Source organism: Streptomyces sp. NBC_00503, from assembly GCF_036346895.1.
In the GTDB taxonomy this organism is placed as follows: Bacteria; Actinomycetota; Actinomycetes; order Streptomycetales; family Streptomycetaceae; genus Streptomyces.
On the sequence record NZ_CP107855.1, the window covers coordinates 3,255,990 to 3,281,011 of the forward strand.

The following is a 25,022-nucleotide window of genomic DNA, read 5'->3' on the forward strand; positions in this document are numbered from 1 at the left end:
ATGAGGACAGGGCCCCTCCGGCGTTTCACAATGTGGTTGTCGAGTAAAGGGCGCGTCAAAGATTAGGTAAGGTAACGAAGTACTTGCCGTCCGTGCCCGTGCCGGAACGATCCGTCATTCCACCCGACGCGATCGGTAGTCCGCCATCGCCAGGCACGTCGAGGAAAGGGCCGCCCGCTGACTGTCCACACGCTCAACGAGCTACTGCTGGTCTGCTCGCTCGTGCTGCTCGTCGCCGTCGCGGCGGTACGCATCTCTTCACGCAGCGGCCTCCCCAGCCTGCTCATCTACCTCGGCATAGGCATAGCCATAGGCCAGGACGGCATAGGCAACGTCGTATTCGACAACGCCGAGCTGACCCAGGTGATCGGCTACGCCGCACTCGTCGTCATCCTCGCCGAGGGCGGTCTGGGCACCAAGTGGAAAGAGATCAAGCCGGCCCTGCCGGCCGCGATCGTGCTGTCGCTGGTCGGCGTCGCCGTCAGCGTGAGTGTGACCGCGGCGGGCGCGCACTACCTGGTCGGACTCGAATGGCGGCAAGCCCTGCTGATCGGCGCGGTCGTCTCCTCGACCGACGCGGCTGCGGTCTTCTCCGTCCTGCGCAAGGTCCCCCTCCCCTCCCGGGTGACGGGCGTCCTGGAGGCCGAGTCCGGCTTCAACGACGCACCCGTGGTCATCCTGGTCGTGGCCTTCGCCACCGTCGGACCGGTCGACCAGTGGTACGTCCTCATCGGCAAGATCGCCCTGGAGCTGACGATCGGCGCCGCCATCGGCCTGGCCGTGGGCTTCCTGGGCTCGTACGGGCTGCGGCACGTGGCCCTGCCCGCTTCCGGCCTCTACCCGATCGCGGTCATGGCGATCGCCATCACGGCCTACGCGGCCGGCGCGATGGCCCACGGCTCCGGCTTCCTCGCCGTGTACCTGGCGGCGATGGTCCTCGGCAACGCCAAGCTGCCGCACTGGCCCGCCACCCGGGGATTCGCGGACGGGCTCGGCTGGATCGCCCAGATCGGCATGTTCGTCCTGCTCGGCCTCCTGGTCACCCCGCACGAGCTGGCCGGGGACTTCTGGCCGGCGGTGGTCATCGGGCTGGTACTGACCATGGTGGCGCGGCCGCTGGAGGTCTTCGTCTCGCTGCTGCCGTTCCGGCTGCCCTGGCAGGAGCAGGCCCTGATGTCGTGGGCGGGCCTGCGCGGGGCCGTGCCCATCATCCTGGCGACCATCCCGATGGTGACCGGGATCGAGGGCAGCGAGCGCGTCTTCAACATCGTCTTCGTCCTGGTCGTCGTCTACACCCTGATCCAGGGCCCGACCCTGCCCTGGCTGGCCGGCAAGCTGAAGCTCGGCGACAGCGACGAGACCGCCTCCGACCTGGGGATCGAATCGGCCCCGCTGGAGAAGCTGCGCGGACACCTGCTGTCCTTCGCGATCCCGCCGGCCTCACGGATGCACGGCGTCGAGGTGAGCGAGCTGCGGCTGCCGCCGGGCGCCTCCGTCACGCTGGTCGTACGGGACGCGAAGAGCTTCGTACCGGCTCCGTCGACGGTGCTGCGGCGCGGGGACGAGCTGTTGGTGGTGGCCACGGATCCGGTCCGGGACGCGGCGGAGGCGCGGCTGCGGGCGGTGGCCCGGGGCGGCAAGCTGGCGGGCTGGCTGGGGACCGGCGGGGGGAACGGCAACGGGCACGGCGGCAGGAACGGCGGCAGGAACGGCAAAGGGAACGACGGAAGCGGTACCAAGGGTTAGAGCAGCGCTCTAATTCGGCCGCCTTCGAGGCCTTATGTCCGTATTCACCCGCTTTAGCCTGAGCTTGAATGCGAAGTTCCAGTTAATCGCAGGTGAAGACACGCCCTGTAGCCCGAATCACAGGGCGTGAAAGCCGATCTGCCTGTACGATTAAGGCACAACACATCGAACCAACTCTGTCTGACGCAGAGCTGGCGCGACCGCAAAGCGGCCGTGGCTCCCTCCCGCAGTGGGTGCCCAGGTATCACTCGGTTCGGCGCAAGAGGACAGCTCTCGGGGCTCCCACATGTACGGGTGCGATCGCTCAAAAAGCGGCGCATCGTCCGCAGACGGGGAGTTCTACCAGGCAGCGGAAAGGCCAGGCCGTGACATCCGCGGTCACGACCGAAAAGTCCGCCAAGTCCACCCGACCCGGCTACGGGCAGCTCCTGCGCACGCCCGGCGCCCTCGGCTTCGTTCTCCCGGGATTCGCCGCGCGTCTCCCCTTCGGCATGCTGACGATCAGCATCCTGCTGCTCGTCCAGCACACCACCGGCTCCTACGGCAGCGCCGGCATCGTCGCCGCCGTCACCGGTATCTCCATGGCGCTCTTCGCTCCCGTCATGGGCAAGCTCATCGACCGCCACGGCCAGAGCGCCGTGCTGGTCCCGGTGGCCCTCACGCACGCCACCGCAGTCAGCTCCCTGGCGGCGTTCGCGCTGCTGGGGGCGCCCGTCTGGGCGCTCGCACTGGCGGCCGTCCCCGCCGGTGCATCCGTTCCGCAGGTCGGGCCCATGGTCCGGTCCCGCTGGGCGGCCAAGCTCGAGGGCTCCCCGCTGCTGCCGACGGCCGCCGCGTTCGAGTCCGTCACCGACGAGTTCACCTTCGTCGTCGGCCCGGTGCTCGCCACCGCGCTGTGCACCGGCATCAACCCGGCCGCCGGCCTGGTCACCGAGGCCGCGCTGACCCTGATCGGCGGCCTGCTCTTCGCCGCCCAGCGCGCCACGCAGCCCAAGCCCGTCGCCCGTCCGGCGCACGGCGAGCAGCGCGCCTCGGCCCTCTCGTTCCACGGCCTGCGCGTCCTGATCGTCGCCTTCATCGGCATCGGCGCCGTCTTCGGCGGCATGCAGGTGTCGCTGGCAGCCTTCTCCGAGGAGATCGGCAACCCCGGCGCCAACGGCCTGCTCTACGGCGTCTTCGCCGCGGGCAACATGATCGCCGGCATCGCCTGCGGTGCGATCTCCTGGAAGATCGGCCCGCGCCGCCGCCTGATCCTCGGCTACATCGGCCTCACCGCGGCCGCCTCGGTCCTGTGGGCGGCCCACTCGATGATCCTGCTCGGCGCGCTCGGCCTGGTCGTCGGCCTGTGCATCGCCCCCGCGCTGATCACCGGCTACACCATGATCGAGCAGCTGATCCCGGCCACCTCGCGCACCGAGGCCTTCACCTGGCTCACCGGAGCGGTCGCCTTCGGGCAGGCCGGCGCCGTGACCCTGGCCGGGCGCCTGACGGACGCCCACGGGTCCTCGTACGGCTTCCTCGTGCCGCTGGTGGCCACCGCGATCGCGCTGACCATCCTGTTGACGCTGCGTGCGAAGCTGGCTCCGAAGGCCCCGAGCCGGATCGTCAGCTCGTCCAAGCCGGCCACCTCGGCCGCGACGGCCACCTCGAAGGCACCCTCCGCGGGTGTGAACGAGCGTGGTCTGGGTCACCGCGTGCCGGTGACGGTGGACTGATCCGCCGGAATACGTCACCATGGAGCGTCGTTAGCACTCATTGAGTGAGAGTGCCAGGAGGAAATTCGTGCCGACCTACCAGTACCAGTGCACCGAGTGCGGTGAGGGCCTTGAGGCCGTGCAGAAGTTCACCGACGACGCACTGACCGTGTGCCCGAGCTGTGACGGACGCCTGAAGAAGGTGTTCTCCGCGGTCGGCATCGTCTTCAAGGGCTCCGGTTTCTACCGGAACGACAGCCGCGGCGCCTCGTCGAGCAGCACCCCTGCCTCGAAGCCCGCGTCGACGCCGGCCGCCACCCCGGCCGCGTCTTCGTCGTCGTCCTCTTCGTCGTCCTCTTCGTCTTCGTCGAGCTCTTCCTCGTCGTCGTCGAGCACCTCGGCCGCCTGACCGCCGCTTCACACGCTTCACCCGAGGCCCCGCCGTCCTTCCGGACCCGGGGCCTTCGGCATACCCCCCGCTGCGCTGAGCCCCTTGCGGCGGGACCCCTTTAGGGTGGGACGCATGGCGAATGCAGAGATCGGTGTCATCGGCGGATCGGGCTTCTACTCCTTCCTGGAGGACGTCTCCGAGATCCAGGTCGAGACCCCCTACGGGCCCCCGAGCGACTCCTTGTACCTGGGCGAGCTGGCGGGCCGCACCGTGGCGTTCCTGCCCCGGCACGGCCGCAGCCACACCGTGCCCCCGCACAAGATCAACTACCGGGCCAACCTGTGGGCCCTGCGCTCCGTCGGCGTCCGCCAGGTGCTGGGCCCGTGCGCGGTCGGCGGCCTGCGCCCCGAGTACGGTCCGGGCACGCTGCTCGTCCCCGACCAGCTGGTCGACCGTACGAAGGCGCGTGCGCAGACCTTCTTCGACGGCGAGCCCCTCCCCGACGGCTCGGTCCCCAACGTCGTGCACACCACCTTCGCCGACCCCTACTGCCCCGTCGGCCGGTCCGTCGCCCTCGCGGCGGCGCGCGGGCGCGCCTGGGAGCCGGTGGATGGCGGCACCATGGTCGTCATCGAGGGCCCGCGCTTCTCGACCCGCGCCGAATCCCGCTGGCACGCGGCGGCCGGCTGGTCGGTCGTCGGCATGACCGGCCACCCGGAGGCGGTCCTCGCGCGCGAGATGGGGCTCTGCTACACCTCGATGGCCCTGGTCACGGACCTCGACGCGGGCGCCGAGACGGGCGAGGGGGTCTCCCACACGGAGGTCCTGAAGGTCTTCGGCGAGAACGTCGGACGCCTGCGCGAGGTCCTCTTCGACGCGGTGACCGCCCTGCCGCCGACGGAATCCCGCGACTGCCTGTGCACGCACGCGCACGACGGCTGGGACCTGGGCATCGAGCTGCCGTAGGCGGGCGGTCGACTGATGGCCCGCTGGTCGTCGGCTGGTGTCACATTCCGCAGGGCTGTCCGGTCTCAGCTGGTGAAGGACGAACAACCACCGAGACCGACCGTCCGATCCAGGAGGCACCAGCCATGGCCCGCATCTCGCTCACCCCGCCCCGCACCGTCCTCAACCGCCTCGTCTCCTGGTACTCGCGCCGCACCTACGGCAAGGTGATGGAGCCCGGCCAGGCGTACGGGCACAACCCGCGGGTGCTCTTCGGCTACCTGCGCTTCGAACAGCGCGCGGCGAAGTGGAACGCCCTCGACGCCGGGCTGAAGCACCTCGCGGTGATGGCCACGGCCTCCCGCATCAACTGCTCGTGGTGCATGGACTTCGGCTACTGGGAGGGCGACAAGATGGGACTGGCCCCCGAGAAGGCCGAGAAGGTCCCGGTGTGGCGCGAGTCCCGGGAGGCGTTCACGGAGCTGGAGCTGCTGGTCATGGAGTACGCCGAGGCCATGACCGAGACCGAGCCGACCGTCACCGACGAGCTCGCCGCCGAGCTCGTCTCCCGCCTCGGCGAGGCCGCCTTCGTCGAACTGACCGCCATGGTCGCGCTCGAAAACCTGCGCTCGCGGGTCAACAGCGCCTTCGGCCTGACCAGCCAGGGCTTCTCGGAGTCCTGCCGGGTCCCGGCCGCGCGCTGACCTGCGGCACGGGCTTACGGGGGCGGACCACGGGCCTACGGGGGCGGGGTACGGGCTTACGGGGGCGGGCCATGGGCTGCGCGCCCGGGCCCCGCACAATGGCGGCCATGGACAGCCAAGTGATCGTCGCCCTCGACTTCGACAGCCACCGGGCCGCCGGCGAACTCGTCGCGCGGCTCGGCGACGCGTGCGGCGCGTACAAGGTCGGACTGGAACTCCTCACCGCCGCCGGGCCCGGCCTCGTACGCGAACTCGTCGCACGGGGCCACGAGGTATTCCTCGACCTGAAGCTCTTCGAGATCCCGGACTCCGTCGCGGGCGCGGTCCGCTCCGCGGGAGCGCTGGGCGCGTCCATGGTGACCGTGCACGCCATGGGCGGTACGGGGATCATGGCGGCCGCCGTCGAGGCGGCGCGGGAGTTCCCGCGGCTGAAGGTGCTCGCGCTGACCGTGGTCACGAGCATGACCTCGGGCGATCTCGCCGATGTCGGCATCGCCTCGAGCACCGACGAGCAGGTCCTGCGGCTGGCCCGGCTGGCGGCGCGGGCCGGATGCGACGGGGTCGTCGCCGCACCCCGGGAGGCGGCGGCGCTGCGGACCCTGCTGGGTCCGCAGCCGCTGATCGTCACGCCGGGCGTGACGCTGCCCGGGGAGACGCAGCGGGGGCCGCGGGGCGGGGAGGTCCGAGCCGGGACGCCTTGGGCGGCCTTGGCGGACGGGGCCTCGCACGTCGTGGTGGGGCGGTCGGTGACGCGGGCCCCGGATCCGGTGGCGGCGCTGCGGCGGATCGCGGCGGGCGGACAGCCCTGTGGGTAACTCCTGACTCCTGACTCCTGACTCCTGCGAGTAACTCCTGTGGGTGGCGGCGATATCCACAAGCTGTGGGCCGTGCACAGGCCGGAGCGGGATTCGGCGGGGCGGTGGATCGTGAGGGGTGTCCGGGCGCTGGGTCCGGGCATCGGATCTCACTCCGTCTGGTGGTGGCGTCATGACCGCGAAGTCCCGTACCCCGTCCACGAATCCGTCCCCGAATCCGTCCCTGACCCCCTCCCCGGGCCCTTCCCGCACCCCTTCCGCTACGTGTCCCCCCGCGCGCTCGGTCCCGCCCTTCCCCCCGCTGCGGATGGGGCGGGGCGGGGACCGGCTGCGCAGGGCCGTACGGCGTCGGAGGCGCGGCGCCGCGGCGGGACTGGCCGTCGCCGCGGCCGCGCTGGCGGTGGGCGGGACCGAGGCCCAGGCCTCGCGGGGCTCCGCACCGCCCGAGGTGCGGGTCTCCCGCGGAGCGGCGGCCGAGGCGCCGGTGCGCATGGTGTCGGCGCCGGTGCGGATCGCCGACGCGGCGACGGTGCGCCTGCTGCGGCCCGGCGACCGCGTGGACGTGGTCGCGGCGGAGCGCGGCGGGCCACCCCGGGTCGTGGCCGCGGGGGCCCACGTGGCCGAAGTACCCGCTCCGGAGAAGGGCGTTGAGGACGGCGGGGCCCTGGTGGTCCTGTCCGTGCCCCGGGAAACCGCGCGGGATCTGGTGGGGGCGGGCACTGTATCCCGACTGGCGGTGACCTTGTGTTGAATCGCACAAGCGCGCGGTCAAGTCACCTCGAGGTGGGCGTCGATTGGACACGCCGGGCCCAAACTGCCGTAGCTTTCGGAACCGTTGGCTCCATGTTCGGCAGATACGAAGAAAGGCTCAGTGGTGAGCGAGAAGAAGAAGGAGAGCGTCCTGGCAGGCTTCAAGGCCTTCCTGATGCGCGGCAACGTGGTCGACCTGGCGGTCGCCGTGGTCATCGGTGCCGCGTTCACGAACATCGTGAACTCCGTGGTGAAGGGGATCATCAGCCCGCTGATCGGTGCCGTCGGGACGCAGAGCCTGGACGGCTACAAGTCGTGCATCAAGAACCCTTGCGGCATCGGCCCGAACGGCCAGCCGACGGGTGTCGAGATCCTCTGGGGCTCAGTACTCAACGCCGCACTGACCTTCCTGATCACCGCCGCGGTCGTCTACTTCCTGATGGTGCTGCCGATGGCGAAGTACCTCGCCAAGGTGGAGCAGCGCCGCCGGGCGAAGGAAGGCGTCCAGGAGACCATGGAGATCACCGAGCTGGTGGTCCTCAAGGAGATCCGGGACGAGCTGATCGCCCAGCGCGGCGCGGGCGGCGGCACCGACGCCTCCGGCGGCTACGGGCCGCGGCTCTAGCGGGTCCGGCTCAGAGGGGTCCGGCCCTGACGGGCCGGACGGATCAGACGTGGTGCGGCGGCTTCTCGTCGAGGAAGCGGGCCAGGTCGGCCGCGCTTCCGCCGGCGGGGGGCCGCTCGCCCCAGCCGCGGTCGGTGTCGTCCGAGGACTGCTGGTCCAGCGGGTCGTCGAAGACCAGCCGCGGCTTCGGCTTCGCGGGCTTCGGGGCCTGCGGGGTCCGGGGATCCTGCGCGGCCGGTGAATCCTGCGGGTCGGTGGCGGGGGCGTTGCTCATGCCTCCAGGGTACGGCCGCCCCCGCCACCGGTCCCGGTCAGCCGGGGGCTCAGCTGGGGGCTTCGGCGCCCTTGCGCGCGTAGAACCACCAGCACACCACCAGGCAGGTGGCATAGAAGCCGATGAAGATCCACAGGGCGTTGGTGACGGCCATGGCGGCGAACATCGCGGGGATGAAGAAGAAGCCGTAGGCGGCGATGGCCGAGGAGAAGCCGGTGACGGCGCCCGCCTCCATCTCCGACTGCTTCAGCGCCGCGGCCTGCACCTCGGGGCTCTGCCCCTCGGCCGCCTTCATGTGCTGGTCCCGGAAGATGACCGGGATCTGCCGGAAGGTCGAGCCGTTGCCCAGGCCCGAGAAGGCGAAGGCGACCAGGAAGCCCACGTAGAAGGCCCAGAAGTTGCCCTGGTCGCTGCCGGACGGCAGCGCGAGGATCACCACGACCAGGGCCGCCGCCATGCCGACGAAGGACAGCAGGGTGACCCTGGCTCCGCCGATCCTGTCCGAGAGCCAGCCTCCGCCCCAGCGCGTGATCGCCCCGATGAACGGGCCGATCCAGGCGTAGGTCGTGGCCTGGTAGCCCTGCACCTCGAAGTTGTTCTTGATCAGCAGGGGCAGGCCGGCGGCGAAGCCGATGAAGGACCCGAAGGTGCCCACGTAGAGCCAGGTCATCAGCCAGTTGTGCTTGCGCTTGAAGATGATCTTCTGCTGGCTGAAGGGGGCCGCCGCCACCTTGAGGTCGTTCATCAGGAACCAGGCGGCCAGCGCCATGATGACCAGCAGCGGCACCCAGAGGAAGGCGCCGTTCTGCAGCCAGATGTCCGTGTTCTTCTTCGCGTCGTGCTGCGGTCCGCCCGCCGGGGAACCCAGTACGGCCGCGGTGACCACCAGCGGGGCGACCAGCTGGACCACGCTCACGCCGAGGTTGCCGAGGCCGCCGTTGAGCCCGTTGGCGCTGCCCTTCTCCCGCTTGGGGAAGAAGAAGCCGATGTTGGCCATCGAGGAGGCGAAGTTGGCGCCGCCGATTCCGCAGACGGCCGCGATCAGCGCCAGCTCCCAGTACGGGGTGCTGCTCTTCTGGAGCGCGAAGCCCAGCCACAGCATCGGCACGACCAGGATGATCGTGCTGAACGCGGTGAACTTCCGCTCGCCGAAGATCGGCCCGATGAAGGTGTACAGGATCCGGAAGGTGCCGCCCGTGATGCCGGGGATCGCGGTCAGCCAGAACAGCTGCGACTTGGAGAAGTCGAAGCCGACGTCGTTCAGCTTGACCACGGTCACGGACCAGACCTGCCAGACCACGAATCCCAGCATCAGCGCGGGGATCGAGACCCAGAGGTTGCGTTGGGCGACCCGGTGGCCGGTGGACTGCCAGAAGCTCGCGTCCTCGGGCCGCCAGTCGGCGATGGTGGCCCCGGGCTTGTAGGTCTCCGCCCGGTGGCTGCGGGGAGGCGCCGGGGTCGGCGTGGGTATCGACATGGTCATCGGTCCTTCGGGTCGAGGAGCCACAGTCCGAGCACGACGAGGAAGGACAGGATCAGGAATCCCGCTCCCCACCAGGCCGTGCCGGTGTTTCCCTTCATCCACTCGTTGACGGTCACCGTCAGCGCCCAGAGCTGGCCGATCACGACCGTGAGGGCCAGTGCCAGACGCGCGTTGAGCTTCGAGGAGCGCTCGGGCTCCTGCTCGGTGCCCGCTCCGGGCCCCGGGCCCGTGTGCCGGATCCGGGGGTCCCCGTACCCGCTGGTGGAGCGGATCTGGGGGTACCGCTCGTGCACCGGACGGTTGAGCCGTGGCTGGGCGCTGCCCGGGTGGTACTCCGGCCCGGGAGGCAGGGGCGTATCGCTCATGTGGGCCGCCTCTCGGGGGCTCCGGCGCGGCCCGCCCCGGGGCAGCCCAGGCGGGCGGCCTCGTCCGGGCGGGTTTCGCTGAACTGCCGGCACAGTGCTTCCTTGGCCGACTCTCCCGACCGGGCGGTGGCGACGGCCCAGACGCTGCCGTCGGCCTGCTCGGTCAGGAAGATTCTGGGCAGCGGGCGCGGTGGCGGGCCGGCCGTCACCTCGCCGGTGCGGGCGTCGAAGACGCCCTCGTGGCAGGGGCAGTACAGCTCCCCGTCGGCGCCCCGGTCCTCGCGCCACAGCACGCCGCAGGCCAGGTGGGTGCAGACGGCGGAGTAGCCCACGAGGGAGCCGTCGCCGAGCCGCACGGCCAGGGCCCGGTCGTCCTCGCCCGGGAAGCGGAAGGCCACGGACTGGCCGGGGGCCAGCTGGTCGGTGATCTTCTTCGGCTCGGGCAGGTGCTCGCTGTCGCCGTGCCGGTGCAGGATGCCGGCCGCGACCCCGACCCCGCCGATGGCCAGGCCGCCGGAGACGGTGGCGACGATCCGCAGGTAGTCGCGGCGGGTGGTGAGGGAGTCGGCGCTGATCCGGTCGCGCAGCTGCGCGACCGCGGCGTCGGCGGCCGCGCCGTCGTGCGCATGGCCGTCGCCCTGTGGCCCTGGGTGCGGAGGGGGCTGTTCGGTGACGCTCATCGGACGTCCCTTCCGTTGATCTCGACGACGGGCAGGCCGCCGGGGACGGGCCACTGGACCTTGTCGGCGGGCACGACCATGGCCACGCCGGTCTGGACGACGACGTCGCCGAAGACGAAGGAGTCGGCGACCTGGACCCCGGGGCGCTCCGCCTGGAGCTCTTCGAGGGTTCCGTAGAAGAGGGCGCCGGTGGGACAGACGGTCGCGCACATGGGGGCGAGGCCGTAGGCGGTGCGGTCGTAGCAGAGGTTGCACTTCATCTGCAGCTTCGCCTGGAGGTCGATCTTCGGGATGCCGAAGGGGCAGGCGTTGACGCAGTTGGAGCAGCCGATGCAGCGGGTGGTGTCGGCCTGCTGGACCACCCCGTCGGCGGTCACCAGGATCGCGTCGGCGGGACACACCTCGGCGCAGGGCGCGACCGGGTCCTCGCAGTGCATACAGACGGACGGAAGGGAGGCGACGGACATGCCGGGTTCGGTGTAGTCCAGGTGGATCATCGACTTGCCGCGGTGCGAATCGCACTCGCGGCAGGCCGAGACGCAGGCCTGGCAGCCGATGCAGCGACCCGGGTCGATGAAGATCGTGCGGCCCATCATGGCGGGTCAGCTCCTCTCCGCCGTGCCACGGCCCTGCGGGGCCGTGGGGGGCAGGGGGTCGGTGCGGGAGACCTGGGTCTCCGGATAGGCCTCGTGGCCCGGGGCGGTGGGCGGCGCGGGCACCTCGTCCACCCGCTCGGCGGCCTCGATCCGGGCGGCGCAGACCTTGTACTCGGGGATCTTCGAGCGGGGGTCGAGGGCGTCGATGGTCAGGGCGTTCGCAGCCGTCGGGACGGGCCAGTGGTAGGGGATGAAGACGGTGTCGGGGCGGATCGCCTCGGTGACCAGGGCCGGGAAGACCTCGCTGCCGCGGCGGGTGACCACCCGGACCGGGTCTCCGTTGCGGAACCCGTGCGAGGGGTGGACCTCCACCCAGGGGCGGGGGGTCTGCTCGACGAGGGCGCCCAGGCGCCGGGTCTGGTTGCCCGAGAGGAAGTGCGCGACGGTGCGGCCGGTGGTGAGGGAGAGGGGGAACTCCTCGGTGTAGGCGTCCATGGGCGGATGCCATTCCACGACCTGCATGTGGATCTTGCCGTCGGCGTGGTAGGTCCGGCCGTCCTCGAACAGCCGGGGGGTGCCGGGGTGCTCGGTGGACGGGCAGGGCCAGACGATCCCGCCGGTCTCGTCCAGGCGGTCGTAGGTGATGCCGTAGTAGTCGTTGACCGTTCCGGCGGAGGCGATGCGCAGTTCCTCGAACACCTCGCGGGAGCCGGGGAAGTCGAAGTGCTGTCCGGCGCCGAGCCGGCGGGCCAGCTCGCAGATGACCCAGGTGTCGGTGCGCACCCCGGCGGGGGGTTCCTGGGCCTTGTTGTGCTTGACCACGCGGGCCTCGGCATTGGCCATCACGCCCTCGTCCTCGGCCCAGGTGGTGACGGGGAAGACCACGTGCGCGTTGGCGGCGGTCTCGGAGAGGAAGAAGTCGAACTGGGCGTGGAACTCGGCGGTGTCGTAGCCGTCCTTGACCACCGCGTAGTTGGGGAGCGAGACAAAGGGGTTGTTGCAGATGCCGATGAGCCCGCGGATCTCCTTGCGCTGCATCTGCCAGACCATCTCCATCATGGAGGTGCCGGCGCCGGGGAGTTCGGACTCCTCGATGCCCCAGATCCGGCAGATCTGCTTGCGGTGCTCCGGGTTGGTGATGGAGCGGCCGCCGGGCAGGAGGTCGGACTTCTGGCCGTGTTCGCGGCCGCCCTGACCGTTGCCCTGGCCGGTGATGGTGCCGTAGCCGGCGCCGGGCTTGCCGATGTTGCCGGTGGCCACGCACAGGTTGATGACGGACAGGCAGTTCTCGACGCCCTGGGAGTGGTGCTCGATGCCCCGGGCGTGCCAGGCCATGGCCCTGTCCGCACCCGCGAAGACGCGGGCCACCTGGACGATCTGGGACGCCGGGACCCCGCAGATCTCGGCGGAGCGGGAGGGCGGGTACTCGGCGACGGTCTTCTTGACCTCTTCCCAGCCGGTGGTGTGGGCGGCGAGGTAGGCCTCGTCGGTGAGCCCCTGGTCGATGACCACGTTGAGCACGGCGTTGAAGAAGGCCGAGTCGGTGCCGGGCTTGAGCGCGACGTGGATGTCGGCGGTGCGGGCGATGGCCGTCTCGCGCGGGTCGATCACGATCAGGGTGGCCCCCCGGTCCCGCGCGCCCCACAGGTACTGGGTCATCACGGGGAAGCACTCCCCCACGTTGGACCCGGCGATGAGCAGGCAGTCGGAGAGGAGGATGTCGGAGAAGGGGTTGCCGGCCCGGTCGATGCCGAAGGCCAGCTTGTTGGCCCCGGCGGCGCTGACCATGCACAGGCGGCCGTTGTAGTCGACGTGCTTGGTCTTCAGCGCGACCCGGGCGAACTTGCCGACCAGGTAGGTCTTCTCGGAGAAGAGGCTGGCCCCGCCGAGCAGCCCGAAGGCGTCGTTGCCGTGCTCGGCCTGGATGCGGCGGATCTCGGAGACGGTGAAGTCCAGCGCCTCGTCCCAGGAGCACTCCTTGAACTCCTCGTCGCGCGAGCGTCGCATCAGCGGCGAGGTGAGCCGGTCGGGGTGGTTGACCTGCTGGTAGGCGTTGATGCCCTTGGGGCACAGCCGCATCCGGTTGATGTCGTGGTTGCGCGGCTCCACGCCGAAGACCTTGCCGCCCTTGTCGACGCGCAGGTACATCCCGCACTGCACTCCACAGAAGCAGCAATGGGTGGGGACGAGGGTCTCGCCGTTCTGGTCGGCGTGCCACTTGTCGGCCGGGATGCCTCCGGCGTCGCGGAAGTTGCGGGTGCCGGGCGGGGCGATGGAGGGGTCGATGGAGACGGGTACGGGCCGGGACGCGGCCTTGGCGGGGTCCGTCGCGGTCACTTGAAGCCCTTCTTGACTTGGGTCAGGTAGGCGCTGCCGCGCAGCACCCGCTTGCAGCGGGGGCAGTACTCGGCCCAGGCGTCGAAGTCGAGCTTCAGGTCCTTCATCGTGCCGCGCAGGTTCTCCACGTACGGGGCCGTGTCGATGGCCTCTCCGCAGCGCTTGCAGGCGAAGGGCTCCTCGCCCTGCCGGGAGGTGTACTTGAAGAGCTGCATGCCGACGGCGGCCGGGCGCTGCACGATGTGGAAGAACTTCCCGAACGGGATGTAGATGAGGGTGAACACCACCGACACCATGTGCAGGATCGCGAGGAACTCGTATCCGCCGCCGTGCAGGAAGATCGACGAGAAGGTCAGCAGCAGACCGGTCACGGAGATCACGATCAGGCAGATCAGCGGCAGCATGTCGTAGGCGAAGCGCTGGCCGGTGATGGCGCCGCGGTCCTTCATCCGCCGCCACAGGAAGTACGTGGCGCCGGGGATGACGAGGACGGCGGCGATGTCCAGGCCGTGGAACATCAGCCAGCCCAGGACGCTGAGCGCGTCGAAGCCGAGCACCTTGAAGCCCCAGACCCGCATGTCGTAGCCGGGGCCGGAACCGCTGTCCGAGGTGAAGGTGAACCAGCCCCAGGTCAGCGGGAAGGTGATCGCCGCGGCGAGCAGGCAGCCCCAGAACATGAGCTGGTGGGCGATCCAGCGCGGCCGCGAGCGGGCGCCGAGGAACTTCTGGAAGCCGAGGTAGGTGGCGATCATCTTCGGCAGGGCGGTGGGCGCCTTGCGGAAGTTCTCGGCCGAGAAGAAGCTGCCGAAGCCCTTTTTGAAGAGACGGCGCGCGCCGGGAGCCGAGACCCACACGGTGTACCGGTAGGCCACGCCGAAGGCCAGGAAGACGGTGGCGACGGCGTAGGGCAGCAGTGCGGAGTCGAAGTCGCGCAGCAGTCGGCTGCCCAGCACGATCGCGAGGATGAGCAGGAGCGAGACGACGGTGCCGGCCAGGGTGGCCCGTGCGGTCACGGACCGCCCGGCCGGCGGCGGGGTCTCGGGCACCGGTGGGGGCGGCGCGGCGTCGATGACATCTGAGGGCTCGGACACAGCACCACGCTAGGTGGTCTGTACCGTTTCAGCCCGTTTTGCAGAGTTTCCGGGTGCGCCGTTCGGGTGAGGACCCTTCCGGGGGCGGGAGCCCCTGGGTGCTCAGACCGCGTTCAGCCCCTGTGCGGCGAAGATCGCCTTCGCCTCGGCGACCTGCCCGGTGGTCGGCGAGGGCGTGTCGTGGAGGGTGAACTTCATGTCCAGCGCCTCCCACTTGCTCTCGCCCAGCTTGTGGAAGGGCAGTACGTCCACCCGCGAGACGTTGCCGAGGGTGCCCGCGAAGGCGGCGACGCCCTCGATGTTCTCCCGGGCGTCGGTCAGCCCCGGCACCAGCACGAAGCGCAGGTGCACCTCCTTGCCCAGGTCGGCGAGGCGGCGGGCGAAGTCCAGGGTGGGCTCCAGGGGCCGACCGGTCACCTTCTTGTACGTCTCCCGGTCCCAGGACTTGATGTCCAGCAGGACCAGGTCCACATCGCGCAGCAGCGCGTCGGTGGCGCGGGCCCCCAGGAAGCCCGAGGTGTCCAGGGCGGTGTGCAGCCCGAGGTCGTTCTTCATCCGGTGCAGCAGCTCGCCCGCGAAGACGGGCTGGAGCAGCGGCTCGCCGCCGGAGATGGTGGCGCCGCCCCCGGAGGCGGAGATGAACTTGGTGTACTTGCCCGCCTCGGCAATGACGTCGTCGGCCGAGGTGCGCTTGCCGTTGCGCATCCGCATGGTGTCGGGGTTGTGGCAGTACAGGCAGGTCAGCGGGCAGCCGGACAGGAAGGTCACGAACCTGGTCCCGGGGCCGTCGACCCCGGTGGACAGGTCCCAGGAGTGCACCGTGCCCTCGCTCGGCCGCTGGGTCGCGGCGGCGGCGAGTGTCTGGCCGGCGCTCACGCTGATGGCGTTGGCGTGGCCGACGGGGAGGCTCGTACCGAAGAGGACGGTCATGGCAGGTGCTCCAGCTTCCAGATTCCGTGGACTGATCTGGTGACGCGCGGTCCCGGGGCCGGGTGAGGGCCGGCCCCGGGCCGCGCGGTTCGTGGGTCTCCCCCTAGGGGTCAGAGAGAGCCGTGGAAGGTGCGGTTCAGCACGTCGAGCTGCTGAGCACGCGTGAGGCGGACGAAGTTGACCGCGTAGCCGCTGACCCGGATGGTCAGCTGCGGGTAGTTCTCCGGGTGCTCCATGGCGTCCATGAGCGTGTCGCGGTTGAGCACGTTCACGTTCATGTGGAAGCCGTCGACCGCCATGTAGCCGTCGAGGACGCCCGCCAGGTTCTTGATCCGCTCCTCGGGGGTGCGGCCCAGGCCGTCGGGGGTGACGGTGTTGGTCAGCGAGATGCCGTCCTCGGCGTCCTGGTACGGGAGCTTCGCGACCGACAGCGCCGAGGTGACGTAGCCGTGGGTGTCGCGGCCGTTCATCGGGTTGGCGCCCGGGGAGAACGGCTCGCCGGCGCGGCGTCCGTCCGGCGTGTTGCCGGTCTTCTTGCCGTAGACCACGTTCGAGGTGATGGTCAGCACGGACTGGGTGTGCTCGGAGTCGCGGTAGGTCGGGTGCTTGCGGATCTTCCGCATGAACTCCTCGACGAGCCAGACGGCGATCGAGTCGACGCGGTCGTCGTTGTTGCCGTAGGCCGGGTAGTCGCCCTCGATGGTGTAGTCGGTGGCGAGGCCGGTCTCGTCGCGCACGGCGGTGACCTTGGCGTACTTGATGGCGGCCAGCGAGTCGGCGGCGACCGAGAGGCCGGCGATGCCGCAGGCCATGGTGCGGCGCACGTCGCGGTCGTGGAGCGCCATCTCGATGCGCTCGTAGGCGTACTTGTCGTGCATGTAGTGGATGACGTTCAGGGCGTGGACGTAGGTGTCCGCGAGCCATTCCATCTGCTCGTCGAACTTGGCCATGACCTGGTCGTAGTCCAGCACCTCGGAGGTGAGGGCGCCGGTGGACGGGCCGACCTGGGCGCCGGACTTCTCGTCCCGGCCGCCGTTGATCGCGTAGAGCAGGGTCTTGGCGAGGTTCACGCGGGCGCCGAAGAACTGCATCTGCTTGCCGACCGGCATGGCCGACACGCAGCAGGCGATGGCGGTGTCGTCGCCGAAGCGCGGGCGCATCAGCTCGTCGGACTCGTACTGCACCGAGGAGGTGTCGATCGAGACCCGGGCGCAGAACTCCTTGAATCCCTGCGGCAGCTGGGGCGACCAGAAGACGGTCATGTTCGGCTCGGGGGCCGGGCCGAGGTTGTAGAGGGTGTGGAGGTAGCGGAACGAGGTCTTGGTGACCAGCGGACGGCCGTCCTCGCCCATGCCCGCGATCGACTCGGTGACCCAGGTGGGGTCGCCGGAGAAGAGCTCGTCGTACTCCGGGGTGCGCAGGAAGCGCACGATGCGGAGCTTGATGATGAAGTCGTCGACCAGCTCCTGGGCCTGCTCCTCGGTGAGGATTCCGGCCTCGATGTCGCGCTGGAGGTAGACGTCGATGAAGGTGGAGGTCCGGCCCAGCGACATGGCCGCGCCGTTCTGCTCCTTCACGGCGGCCAGGTACGCGAAGTACAGCCACTGGATGGCCTCGCGGCCGGTGGTGGCCGGGCCGGAGATGTCGCAGCCGTAGGAGGCGGCCATCGCCTTGAGCTCGGCGAGGGCGCGGATCTGCTCGGAGAGCTCCTCGCGCAGGCGGATCGTCTCCTCCAGCGAGCGGTTGCCCGCGGGAAGGGAGTTGATCTCCTCCTTCTCCTCCTTCTTGAAGGCGATGAGGCGGTCGACGCCGTAGAGGGACACGCGGCGGTAGTCGCCGATGATGCGGCCACGACCGTAGGCGTCCGGCAGGCCGGTCACGATGCCGGCCTTGCGGGCGGCGCGGATGTCGGGGGTGTACGCGTCGAAGACACCGGCGTTGTGGGTCTTGCGGTACTCCGTGAAGACCTTCTCCAGGTCGTCAGAGACCGGGTAGCCGTAGGTCTCCAGAGCACCGGCGACCATGCGCCAGCCGCCGTAGGGCATGATCGCGCGCTTGAGCGGGGCGTCCGTCTGGAGGCCGACGATCAGGTCCTTGTCGCGGTCGATCCAACCGGGGGCGTGCGCGGTGATCGACGACGGGATGTCGTACGCGACGTCGTAGACGCCCTTCTCGCGCTCCTCCGGGAACTTGTCCGTGATCGCCTTCCACACGGCGGTGGTGCGCTCGGTGGGGCCGGCGAGGAAGGTGTCGTCACCCTCGTACGGCGTGTAGTTCTGCTGGATGAAGTCGCGGACGTCGATGGCGTCGCGCCACAGACCGCCCTTGAAGCCGTTCCAGGCCTCGCCGTTCTTCGTGGTTTCCGCAGGGGTGGCAGTCATCGCCCGCACCTTCCGAGTCGCCTCATTGCTTGTATCCATTGCACGCCTTTTGATCGATCATTTGGCGCCGCGTTGGTCCTGAGCTGGGGCCCGAAGGTCCTGCGATCCCCGGACCCAAGCGTCCCCCATCCCCGCTGAGCTGGCACTTTGAGCAGGTCAAAGGTCCTTCGTGCGCTTGTGAAAACTTTCACAAGATTTTGGAGGAGGCCAGGAAAGAACCGGAAGGAGGCCTTCACCGGTCAGACAATCCGAACCAGAGCGAAGCCTGTGGATACCGCGACGCACGTCGTGATCAGGCCCGGCAGCATGAAGGAGTGGTTGACGACGAAGCGGCCGACACGGGTGGTGCCGGTCCGGTCGAAGTTGATCGCCGCGATGAAGGTGCCGTAGGTGGGGAGGAGGAAATAGCCGTTCACGGCGGGCCACATCGCGATGAGGAGGGGGGCCGGGATACCGAGGGCCAGCCCGAGGGGCATCAGCGCCTTGGTGGTCGTCGCCTGGCTGAACAGCAGCGCGGAGAGGAGCAGCAGCATGATGGCGAAGAACCAGGGGTGGTCCTGTGCGACCCCGCCGAGGGCACCGGTGATCCGGGGCTCGTTGGCGCCGATGAAGGACAGCCCCAGCCAGGACAGCCCGAAGACGCCGACGACGGCGACGAGCCCGGACTTGGCCACGTCCGTGCCCGGTATCCGCTTGGCGTCGACCTTGCACAGCAGCAGGATCAGCGCGGCCACGGCCATCATCAGGATCTCGATGGTGGCGGGCATCGACAGCGGCCCCTTGGCCGTCTCGGGGCGCAGGCCAGGAAAGAGCCCGCTGAGGACGACACCGAGGGTCCCGCCGAGGAAGAGGTACGCGGACCAGCGCGCCCGCGGCCGCAGCGGCCCGGCCGCTCCGGCCGGCGCGGGAGCCGCGATCTCGCCGGCGGCCAGCCTGCGCAGGTACTCGGCGTCCTGCCCGAGCTCCTTGCCGACCCGGGACTGCACGGTGGCCGCGACGAGCACGCCGAGCAGCGTGGACGGCACGGCGACGGCCATGATCCGCGGCAGGTTCCAGCCGTCGCCGTCGAACATCACGATCATGGCGGCCATCGCGGCGGAGACGGGCGAGGCGGTGATACCGAAGGTGGCGGCGATCGAGGCGACGGCGATGGGCCGCTCCGGACGGACCCCGCCCTCCCGGGCGACGTCGTGGATCACGGGGAGCAGGGGGTAGAAGACGTGCGCCGTGCCAGCGCCCAGGGTGAAGGCCCATGACACGAGAGGAGCCACGTAGACCACGCGGCTGGGCTTGCGCCGGATCGCCTTCTCCGCGAGCCCGACGAGGTAGTCGATGCCCCCGGCCGCCTCCATCGCGGCGGCGGCCATGATCACCGCGAGGATGATCAGCATGACGTCGACGATGCCCGAGGTGTCGGCGGGCGTCACCCCGAAGAACGTCGCGAGCACGAACACCCCGACGGCCCCCCAGAGCCCCATGGCGACCCCGCCCTTGCGCGACCCGAGGGCAATGGCCGCCACCATGACGGCGAGCTGCAGAAACATGCCGAGCACTGGCGTGACCTTTCAGTCTGTCCGATGGCCGGTCCGAACCCGGCCCGAAATCCAGCACGGCCGGGGAAATCCAGCCCCTCCGGCGTTTGAGGAGCGGGGGTCCGGGGGCTGGCCCCCGGGAACGGCGCCGCGGTCGGGCGCGGACGCAGCCCACGCCTGGATCGGGGCGCAGCCCCGAAGGGGGCCGGGCCCCGAGAAGCCCGGGCGGGGTCGGGTTCCGCCGGAGCGGAGGCCCGAACCACACCCGGGCCAGCCAGCCCAAGGGCCGGTTTAGCTGGGCGCCTCGGCGCCGGGGCGGGCGTAGAACCACCAGGCGACGACGACGCAGCTGGCGTAGAAGGCGACGAAGCCCCACATCGCGCTGGTCACGGCGAAGTTGGCGAACATCGCCGGGATGAAGAAGAAGCCGTAGGCGGCGATGGCCGCGGTGAAGCCGGTCACCGCGCCGGACTCGATCTCGGCCTGCTTCAGGCCCTTCGCGTACTCCGGGGTGCCCTCCGTCAGGCCGGCCAGGTGCTGGCCGCGGAAGATCACCGGGATCTGACGGAAGGTCGAGCCGTTGCCGATGCCCGAGAAGAAGAACGCCGACAGGAAGCAGAAGAAGAAGCCGTAGAAGGAGCCGGTGTCCGAGCCGGCCGGAAGGAAGGTGATCACGCCGATGATCGACGCGCCCATGCCCACGAAGGACAGGATCGTCACCCGCGCTCCGCCGAACTTGTCCGCGACCCAGCCGCCGGCCCAGCGGGCCAGCGCGCCGAGAGCCGGGCCCATCCAGGCGTAGGTGGCCACGGAGTACGCCGGGAACGTGGTCTTGATCAGCAGCGGGAGCGCCGCCGCGAAACCGATGAAGGAGCCGAAGGTGCCGACGTAGAGCCAGGTCATCAGCCAGTTGTGCTTGCGCTTGAAGATGATCTTCTGCTGGCTGAAGGGGGTGGAGGCGACCTTCAGGTCGTTCTGGCCGAACCAGGCGATGACCGCAAGGACGATCAGGACCGGGACCCAGACGAACGCGGCGTTCTGGAGGTAGATCTCCGAACCGTTCGCCTTCTTCTGGCCCGCGCCGATCGCCAGGACCGAGGAGGTGATCAGGATCGGGGTGAGCAGCTGGACCACGGAGACGCCCAGGTTGCCCAGGCCTCCGTTGATGCCGGTCGCGTTGCCCTTCTCCTGCTTCGGGTAGAAGAAGCCGATGTTGGCCAGGGAGGACGAGAAGTTGGCGCCGCCGATGCCGCAGAGCGCGGCGATGGCGACCATCGTGCCGTAGGACGTGTCCGGGTTCTGCACCGCGAAGCCCAGCCACAGCAGCGGCACGATCAGCACGACGGTGGAGACCGCCGTGAAGCGGCGCTGGCCGATCATCGGGCCGATGAAGGTGTAGAAGATGCGGGCGGTTCCGCCGGTGATGCCGGGGACGGCCGTCAGCCAGAACAGCTGCGACTGGCTGAAGCCGAAGCCGACGTCCTTCAGGTTGGTCGCCGTGATGCTCCAGACCTGCCAGACCACGAAGGCCACCAGCAGGGCCGGCACCGCGATCCACAGGTTGCGGGTGGCGACCTTCTTGCCGGTGGACTGCCAGAAGGACGGATCCTCCGGCGTCCACTCCGTGATGGTGCGGCCGGGGCGGTACTGCGCCGGATCGGGCGCCTGCACTCGGCCGGTCGCCGAGCGCACGTCCTGCTTGGCGGAACTCATGACACGTCCTGAACGTTCGAGGGAGTTGAGAAGAATGAAGCTGAGAGTCCTGACCTTCTTAGGGTCCGCCTACCGGGGTGCCCCGCGTCAGGGGAGAACGTCGGGTGGGCGACAGGACAAGGTCCCGCCGCCCACAGTGCGTTGGTACGGCCTGCGCAGAGCCTTAGGACTTGAGCTCCACCAGCGGCAGGGACACCTCGGGGTCGTCCAGGCAGATGCCCGTCCGCAGGTCGAAGACCTGCTTGTGCATCGGCGAGGCCACGACCGGCACTCCGTCGCGCGAACCCATGATCCCGTTGGCGATGACGTCGGCGCCCGAGAAGGGGTCCCGGTTGCCCACCGCGTAGACCTCGCCGTCGCGGTCCTTGAAGACCGCGGCCTGCGTGCCGTCGGGCAGCACCGCCGTGCGCCCGCGGCCCGGCTCCAGCGAGTCCGCGGCCGACGCCCCCGCGGCCCCGGCCGCACCGAAGTCGACGGTCCCGAAGCGCTCCAGCGCCGCCGGGTCCTCCAGGACCGCCGACCACTCGTCCTCGTACGCCGTTACGTGGCGCTCCATCTGCGCCTCGAGCTCCGCGCAGATCCCGAGCGAGTCCTCGATCAGCACCGCCTTGAGGTGCTCCATCCCGGCCGCGCTGCCGCCGAGCCGCTCCAGCCAGGCCGCCGTGCGCTCCAGGCGCTCGCCCGTGCGGATGTAGTACATGAGGAACCGGTCGATCAGCGCGAAGAGTTCGGCCGTGTTCAGGTCGGAGGCCAGCAGGTCCGCGTGGCGCGGGGTCGCGCCACCGTTGCCGCTGACGTACAGGTTCCAGCCGTTGGCGGTGGCGATGACGCCGATGTCCTTGCCCCGCGCCTCCGCGCACTCGCGCAGGCAGCCGGAGACCCCGCCCTTGAACTTGTGCGGGGTGCGCAGACCCCGGTAGCGCAGCTCCAGGTCGATCGCGAGCTGGATCGAGTCGCCCTGCCCGTAGCGGCAGAAGCGGGCTCCCACGCAGGACTTCACCGCGCGCAGGGACTTCCCGTAGGCCTGTCCGGACTCGAACCCGGCCCCGCCGAGCCGCCGCCAGATGTCGGGCAGCTGCTCCTTGCGGACCCCGAAGAGGCCGATCCGCTGCGCACCGGTGATCTTCGTGTAGAGGCCGTAGTCCCGGGCGACCTCGCCCAGCGCGATGACCTGCTCGGCCGTGATCTCGCCGCCCGCGACGCGCGGGATCACCGAGTAGGTGCCGTCCTTCTGGAGGTTGGCGAGGAAGAGGTCGTTGGAGTCCTGCAGGGCGGCCTGCTCGCCCGCCAGGATGTGTCCGATGCCCAGGTCGGGGGCGAGGGTGCCGAGCACGTTGGCGACGACCGGCTTGCAGACGGCGCAGCCTTCGCCGCCCTCGCCGTAGGTCTCCAGCAGTTCGCTGAAGCTGCGGATGTGCTCGGCGGCGATCTTCTCGTAGATCTCCGCCCGGGTGAGGGTGAAGTGCTCGCACAGTCCGCGCGGCTTCTCGATGCCCGCCGCGGCCAGTTCGGCGTCCAGGACCGCCTGCAGCGTGCCGAGGCAGCCGCCGCAGCCCGTGCCCGCCTTGGTGCACTTCTTGATGCCGCCGATGTCGGTGAGGGACTCCGCGACGACCGCTTCGCGCACCCGGCCCTTGGTGATGTTGTGGCAGCTGCACACCACCGCGTCGTCGGGCAGCGCGTCCGCGCCGGGCAGTGCCACGCCTTCGGTCGACGGCAGGATGAACGCCTCCGGCGGGGCCGGGAGCTGCCGGCCGGCGTGCGGCTTCAGCGAACCGTACGCCTGCGCGTCGCCGACCAGGATGCCGCCGAGCAGGGCCCCGTCGGGGCCGAGCAGCAGCTTCTTGTACACGCCTTCGCGGGCGTCGGAGAAGACCACCGACACGGCCCCGTCGCGGCCCTCGGGGGCGAAGGGGTCGCCGAAGGAGGCCACGTCGGCGCCCATCAGCTTGAGCTTGGTGGAGGTGTCGGCCCCGGTGAAGGTCAGCTCGCCGGCTCCCGCGAGGGCCTCGGCCACCGCCTCGGCCATCTGGTAGCCGGGCGCGACCAGCCCGTACACCTTGCCGTCGACGGTCTGCGCGCACTCGCCGATCGCGTAGACGTACGGGTCGCTGGTGCGGCAGTGGGCGTCCACGACGACCCCGCCGCGGTCGCCGACCGCCAGGCCGCACTCGCGGGCCAGGCGGTCGCGCGGGCGGACCCCGGCGGAGAAGACCACGACGTCGGAGCTGATCTCCTCGCCGTTGGTCAGCCGCAGCGCCTGCGCCCGCCCGTCGGGATGGATCTGCACCCCGGCCGCTCCGACGCCCGTGTGCACGGCCACGCCCATGGACTCGATGGTGGCCCGCAGGGCGGCCGCGCCGCCGTCGTCGACCTGGAGGGGCATCAGCCGCGGCGCGAACTCCACGACGTGCGTGGTCAGTCCGAGCGTGCGCAGTGCGCCCGCCGCCTCCAGGCCCAGGAGCCCGCCGCCGATGACCACACCGGTGCGGGCCGCGCCGTCGGCGGCGTAGGCGGTCAGGGCTTCGACGTCGTCGAGGGTGCGGTAGGTGAAGCAGCCCTCGGCGTCGGCGCCGTCGATCGGCGGCACGAAGGGATAGGAGCCGGTCGCCAGCACCAGAGCGTCGTAGGGGAAGACCTGCCCGGAGCGGGCGGTGACGGTGCGGCCTGCGGTGTCGACGAGTTCGGCCGGGTCGCCGAGCCGCAGGTCGATGCCGTGCTGCTCCAGGAAACCGGGTTCGACCAGGGAGAGTTCCGCGTCGGTGGAGCCGGTGAACGCCGCGGACAGGTGCACACGGTCGTAGGCCGGGCGCTCCTCCTCCGCGAGGACCGTGACCTGCCAGCCGCCGCTTTCGGGGCGGGTCGGGTCGGCGAGCGCGTCACGCTCGGCGAGCGCCTCCAGCAGGCGGTGTCCCACCATGCCGTGGCCGATGACAACCAGCGTCTGCGCCATGGATCTCACTCCGTGTGTCCCTGTGCCGCGCGGTCCGGGGGCGGTCGAGGCGGCCGGGCCAAAACGTCACGCGTGCATGTATTCCGACCTTTCGACGGTAGGTCCGCCCCACAGCCCCGGACGACCGAAAAGGACCCCTCGGGGCGGGGAGACGGACCTTTTCCACACAGGACCTCTGACCTGCGACGGGGGCCCTTGGCCAGGGCCCCGGGGGTCCGCAGCGCGCCTAGCGTGGGAGGTGGACCCGGGGGCGGACCAGGGAGGCAGACCACATGCTCGTACTCGCCGTCCACGGCAGCGCGGCCCCGGCCGCCGCCGCGACCATCGCCCGCCTGACCGCCTCCATCGAGGCCGTCAGCGGGGTCCACGCGCTCGTCGGCCACCTCGACGTGCAGCGCCCCTCCCTCGCCGAGGTCGTACGGGACCACCCGCGCTCGGTGGTCGTCCCGCTGCTCCTCGGCGACGGCTTCCACCGCCGCGTCGACATCCCCGCCGTCCTGGAGGGCACCGGCTGCGTGCTCACCGAAGGCCTCAGCGGCGAGCGCGACGTCGCCCGCGCCGTGCACGGCCGTCTGCGCGAGGCCGAGCGCCGCCGCGGCCCCTACACCCGGGCCGACGCGGTGATCGTGGCCGGTGCGGGCTCCTCCCGCCCCGGCGGCAATGCCGGTACGCAGGCCTGCGCGGCCCAGCTGGCCGCCCTGCTGGAGTGCGACAGCGGCCCCGACCCCGTCCCGGTGGTCCCGGCCTACCTCACCTCGGCCGGGCCCACCGTCCCCGAGGCACTGGCCCGCCTCCAGGCCGCCGGGTACCGCCGGATCGCGGTCGCGGCGCATCTGCTGGCCCCGGGCCGGTTCACGCACGCCCTGGGCGGCTCGGGCGCCTGGACGGTCTCGGAGCCGCTGGCCGACCATCCGCGCCTGGCCGGGCTGGTGCTCAGCCGCTACGAGTCCGCCCGGGGCACACGGGTGCTGAGGGCCGCGCGCCTCGCCTGCTGAGCCCCGTAGGACTGCTGTCCTG

Annotated in this window: 21 protein-coding genes; 9 read left to right on the forward strand and 12 right to left on the reverse strand. The window is 70.4% G+C overall.

Annotated features, from left to right (window positions below; translation table 11 throughout):
* Positions 1-204 precede the first annotated feature (204 nt).
* From OG490_RS15065 to mscL, 8 genes are all read left to right on the forward strand, one after another.
* Positions 205-1,746, forward strand: coding sequence for a potassium/proton antiporter (locus OG490_RS15065; RefSeq protein ID WP_443065955.1), 1,542 nt, complete (start codon positions 205-207; stop codon positions 1,744-1,746).
* Positions 1,747-2,111: 365 nt separating this feature from the next.
* The gene (locus OG490_RS15070; protein WP_330296795.1) at positions 2,112-3,461 is read left to right on the forward strand and encodes an MFS transporter; all 1,350 of its coding nucleotides are present in this window, start codon (positions 2,112-2,114) and stop codon (positions 3,459-3,461) included.
* A 67-nt stretch (positions 3,462-3,528) separates the two neighbouring features.
* Positions 3,529-3,849, forward strand: coding sequence for an FmdB family zinc ribbon protein (locus tag OG490_RS15075; RefSeq protein WP_330296796.1), 321 nt, complete (start codon positions 3,529-3,531; stop codon positions 3,847-3,849).
* 114 nt (positions 3,850-3,963) lie between these two features.
* Positions 3,964-4,797 carry an S-methyl-5'-thioadenosine phosphorylase gene (locus OG490_RS15080; RefSeq protein WP_330296797.1) on the forward strand — a complete coding sequence of 278 codons (834 nt, stop codon included), beginning with the start codon at positions 3,964-3,966 and terminating at the stop codon, positions 4,795-4,797.
* 125 nt (positions 4,798-4,922) lie between these two features.
* On the forward strand, positions 4,923-5,480 hold the full coding sequence (locus OG490_RS15085; RefSeq protein ID WP_330296798.1) for a carboxymuconolactone decarboxylase family protein: 558 nt from the start codon (positions 4,923-4,925) through the stop codon (positions 5,478-5,480).
* 107 nt (positions 5,481-5,587) lie between these two features.
* Positions 5,588-6,295 (forward strand): orotidine-5'-phosphate decarboxylase, encoded by a 708-nt coding sequence (gene pyrF / locus OG490_RS15090; protein ID WP_330296799.1) that lies wholly within the window; start codon positions 5,588-5,590, stop codon positions 6,293-6,295.
* Between the two features lie 172 nt (positions 6,296-6,467).
* The gene (locus OG490_RS15095) at positions 6,468-7,046 is read left to right on the forward strand and encodes a hypothetical protein (protein ID WP_330296800.1); all 579 of its coding nucleotides are present in this window, start codon (positions 6,468-6,470) and stop codon (positions 7,044-7,046) included.
* 120 nt (positions 7,047-7,166) lie between these two features.
* Entirely contained in the window at positions 7,167-7,670 is a 504-nt protein-coding gene (mscL, locus tag OG490_RS15100) for a large conductance mechanosensitive channel protein MscL (protein WP_330296801.1), read from the forward strand.
* Positions 7,671-7,713: 43 nt separating this feature from the next.
* Here mscL and OG490_RS15105 read toward each other — a convergent pair whose 3' ends face one another.
* The 12 genes from OG490_RS15105 to nirB all read right to left on the reverse strand — a co-directional run bounded on the left by OG490_RS15105 (position 7,714) and on the right by nirB (position 24,005).
* Positions 7,714-7,944: a hypothetical protein gene (locus OG490_RS15105; RefSeq protein WP_330296802.1), complete on the reverse strand. Its 231-nt coding sequence runs from the start codon at positions 7,942-7,944 to the stop codon at positions 7,714-7,716.
* Between the two features lie 49 nt (positions 7,945-7,993).
* Entirely contained in the window at positions 7,994-9,421 is a 1,428-nt protein-coding gene (locus OG490_RS15110) for a NarK family nitrate/nitrite MFS transporter (protein WP_330296803.1), read from the reverse strand.
* 2 nt (positions 9,422-9,423) lie between these two features.
* Positions 9,424-9,792: a hypothetical protein gene (locus OG490_RS15115; RefSeq protein WP_330296804.1), complete on the reverse strand. Its 369-nt coding sequence runs from the start codon at positions 9,790-9,792 to the stop codon at positions 9,424-9,426.
* Positions 9,789-10,472: a QcrA and Rieske domain-containing protein gene (locus OG490_RS15120; RefSeq protein ID WP_330296805.1), complete on the reverse strand. Its 684-nt coding sequence runs from the start codon at positions 10,470-10,472 to the stop codon at positions 9,789-9,791. Before OG490_RS15120 ends, OG490_RS15115 begins: the two co-directional genes overlap by 4 nt.
* Entirely contained in the window at positions 10,469-11,068 is a 600-nt protein-coding gene (locus OG490_RS15125; RefSeq protein WP_243335392.1) for a 4Fe-4S dicluster domain-containing protein, read from the reverse strand. The genes OG490_RS15120 and OG490_RS15125 overlap by 4 nt, the downstream gene beginning before the upstream one ends.
* A 6-nt stretch (positions 11,069-11,074) precedes the next feature.
* Complete coding sequence (locus tag OG490_RS15130) at positions 11,075-13,405, reverse strand: molybdopterin oxidoreductase family protein (RefSeq protein ID WP_330296806.1); 2,331 nt, start codon at positions 13,403-13,405, stop codon at positions 11,075-11,077.
* Positions 13,402-14,496: an MFS transporter gene (locus OG490_RS15135; RefSeq protein WP_330296807.1), complete on the reverse strand. Its 1,095-nt coding sequence runs from the start codon at positions 14,494-14,496 to the stop codon at positions 13,402-13,404. Before OG490_RS15135 ends, OG490_RS15130 begins: the two co-directional genes overlap by 4 nt.
* Positions 14,497-14,598: 102 nt before the next feature.
* Positions 14,599-15,426 (reverse strand): pyruvate formate-lyase-activating protein, encoded by an 828-nt coding sequence (gene pflA, locus OG490_RS15140; protein ID WP_330296808.1) that lies wholly within the window; start codon positions 15,424-15,426, stop codon positions 14,599-14,601.
* 110 nt (positions 15,427-15,536) lie between these two features.
* Positions 15,537-17,807 (reverse strand): formate C-acetyltransferase, encoded by a 2,271-nt coding sequence (gene pflB / locus OG490_RS15145; RefSeq protein ID WP_330296809.1) that lies wholly within the window; start codon positions 17,805-17,807, stop codon positions 15,537-15,539.
* 239 nt (positions 17,808-18,046) lie between these two features.
* Positions 18,047-19,351, reverse strand: a complete 1,305-nt coding sequence (locus tag OG490_RS15150; protein WP_330296810.1) for an anaerobic C4-dicarboxylate transporter family protein — start codon at positions 19,349-19,351, stop codon at positions 18,047-18,049.
* Positions 19,352-19,630: 279 nt separating this feature from the next.
* Positions 19,631-21,052, reverse strand: a complete 1,422-nt coding sequence (locus OG490_RS15155; RefSeq protein WP_330296811.1) for an MFS transporter — start codon at positions 21,050-21,052, stop codon at positions 19,631-19,633.
* A 163-nt stretch (positions 21,053-21,215) separates the two neighbouring features.
* Positions 21,216-24,005 (reverse strand): nitrite reductase large subunit NirB, encoded by a 2,790-nt coding sequence (gene nirB, locus OG490_RS15160; RefSeq protein ID WP_330296812.1) that lies wholly within the window; start codon positions 24,003-24,005, stop codon positions 21,216-21,218.
* A gap of 272 nt (positions 24,006-24,277) precedes the next feature.
* On the opposite strand from nirB, the gene OG490_RS15165 reads away from it, so the two are divergent.
* Positions 24,278-25,000 (forward strand): sirohydrochlorin chelatase, encoded by a 723-nt coding sequence (locus OG490_RS15165; RefSeq protein WP_330296813.1) that lies wholly within the window; start codon positions 24,278-24,280, stop codon positions 24,998-25,000.
* Positions 25,001-25,022: the final 22 nt, after the last annotated feature.

Coding starts and splice junctions, on each gene's coding strand:
- OG490_RS15080 (WP_330296797.1), top strand. CDS start 3,964: ATGGCGAATGCAGAGATCGGTGTCATCGGCGGATCGGGCTTCTACTCC.
- OG490_RS15085 (WP_330296798.1), top strand. CDS start 4,923: ATGGCCCGCATCTCGCTCACCCCGCCCCGCACCGTCCTCAACCGCCTC.
- pyrF (WP_330296799.1), top strand. CDS start 5,588: ATGGACAGCCAAGTGATCGTCGCCCTCGACTTCGACAGCCACCGGGCC.
- OG490_RS15095 (WP_330296800.1), top strand. CDS start 6,468: ATGACCGCGAAGTCCCGTACCCCGTCCACGAATCCGTCCCCGAATCCG.
- OG490_RS15105 (WP_330296802.1), bottom strand. CDS start 7,944: ATGAGCAACGCCCCCGCCACCGACCCGCAGGATTCACCGGCCGCGCAG.
- OG490_RS15110 (WP_330296803.1), bottom strand. CDS start 9,421: ATGTCGATACCCACGCCGACCCCGGCGCCTCCCCGCAGCCACCGGGCG.
- OG490_RS15115 (WP_330296804.1), bottom strand. CDS start 9,792: ATGAGCGATACGCCCCTGCCTCCCGGGCCGGAGTACCACCCGGGCAGC.
- OG490_RS15120 (WP_330296805.1), bottom strand. CDS start 10,472: ATGAGCGTCACCGAACAGCCCCCTCCGCACCCAGGGCCACAGGGCGAC.
- OG490_RS15125 (WP_243335392.1), bottom strand. CDS start 11,068: ATGATGGGCCGCACGATCTTCATCGACCCGGGTCGCTGCATCGGCTGC.
- pflA (WP_330296808.1), bottom strand. CDS start 15,426: ATGACCGTCCTCTTCGGTACGAGCCTCCCCGTCGGCCACGCCAACGCC.
- pflB (WP_330296809.1), bottom strand. CDS start 17,807: ATGACTGCCACCCCTGCGGAAACCACGAAGAACGGCGAGGCCTGGAAC.
- OG490_RS15150 (WP_330296810.1), bottom strand. CDS start 19,351: ATGTTTCTGCAGCTCGCCGTCATGGTGGCGGCCATTGCCCTCGGGTCG.
- OG490_RS15155 (WP_330296811.1), bottom strand. CDS start 21,052: ATGAGTTCCGCCAAGCAGGACGTGCGCTCGGCGACCGGCCGAGTGCAG.
- nirB (WP_330296812.1), bottom strand. CDS start 24,005: ATGGCGCAGACGCTGGTTGTCATCGGCCACGGCATGGTGGGACACCGC.
- OG490_RS15165 (WP_330296813.1), top strand. CDS start 24,278: ATGCTCGTACTCGCCGTCCACGGCAGCGCGGCCCCGGCCGCCGCCGCG.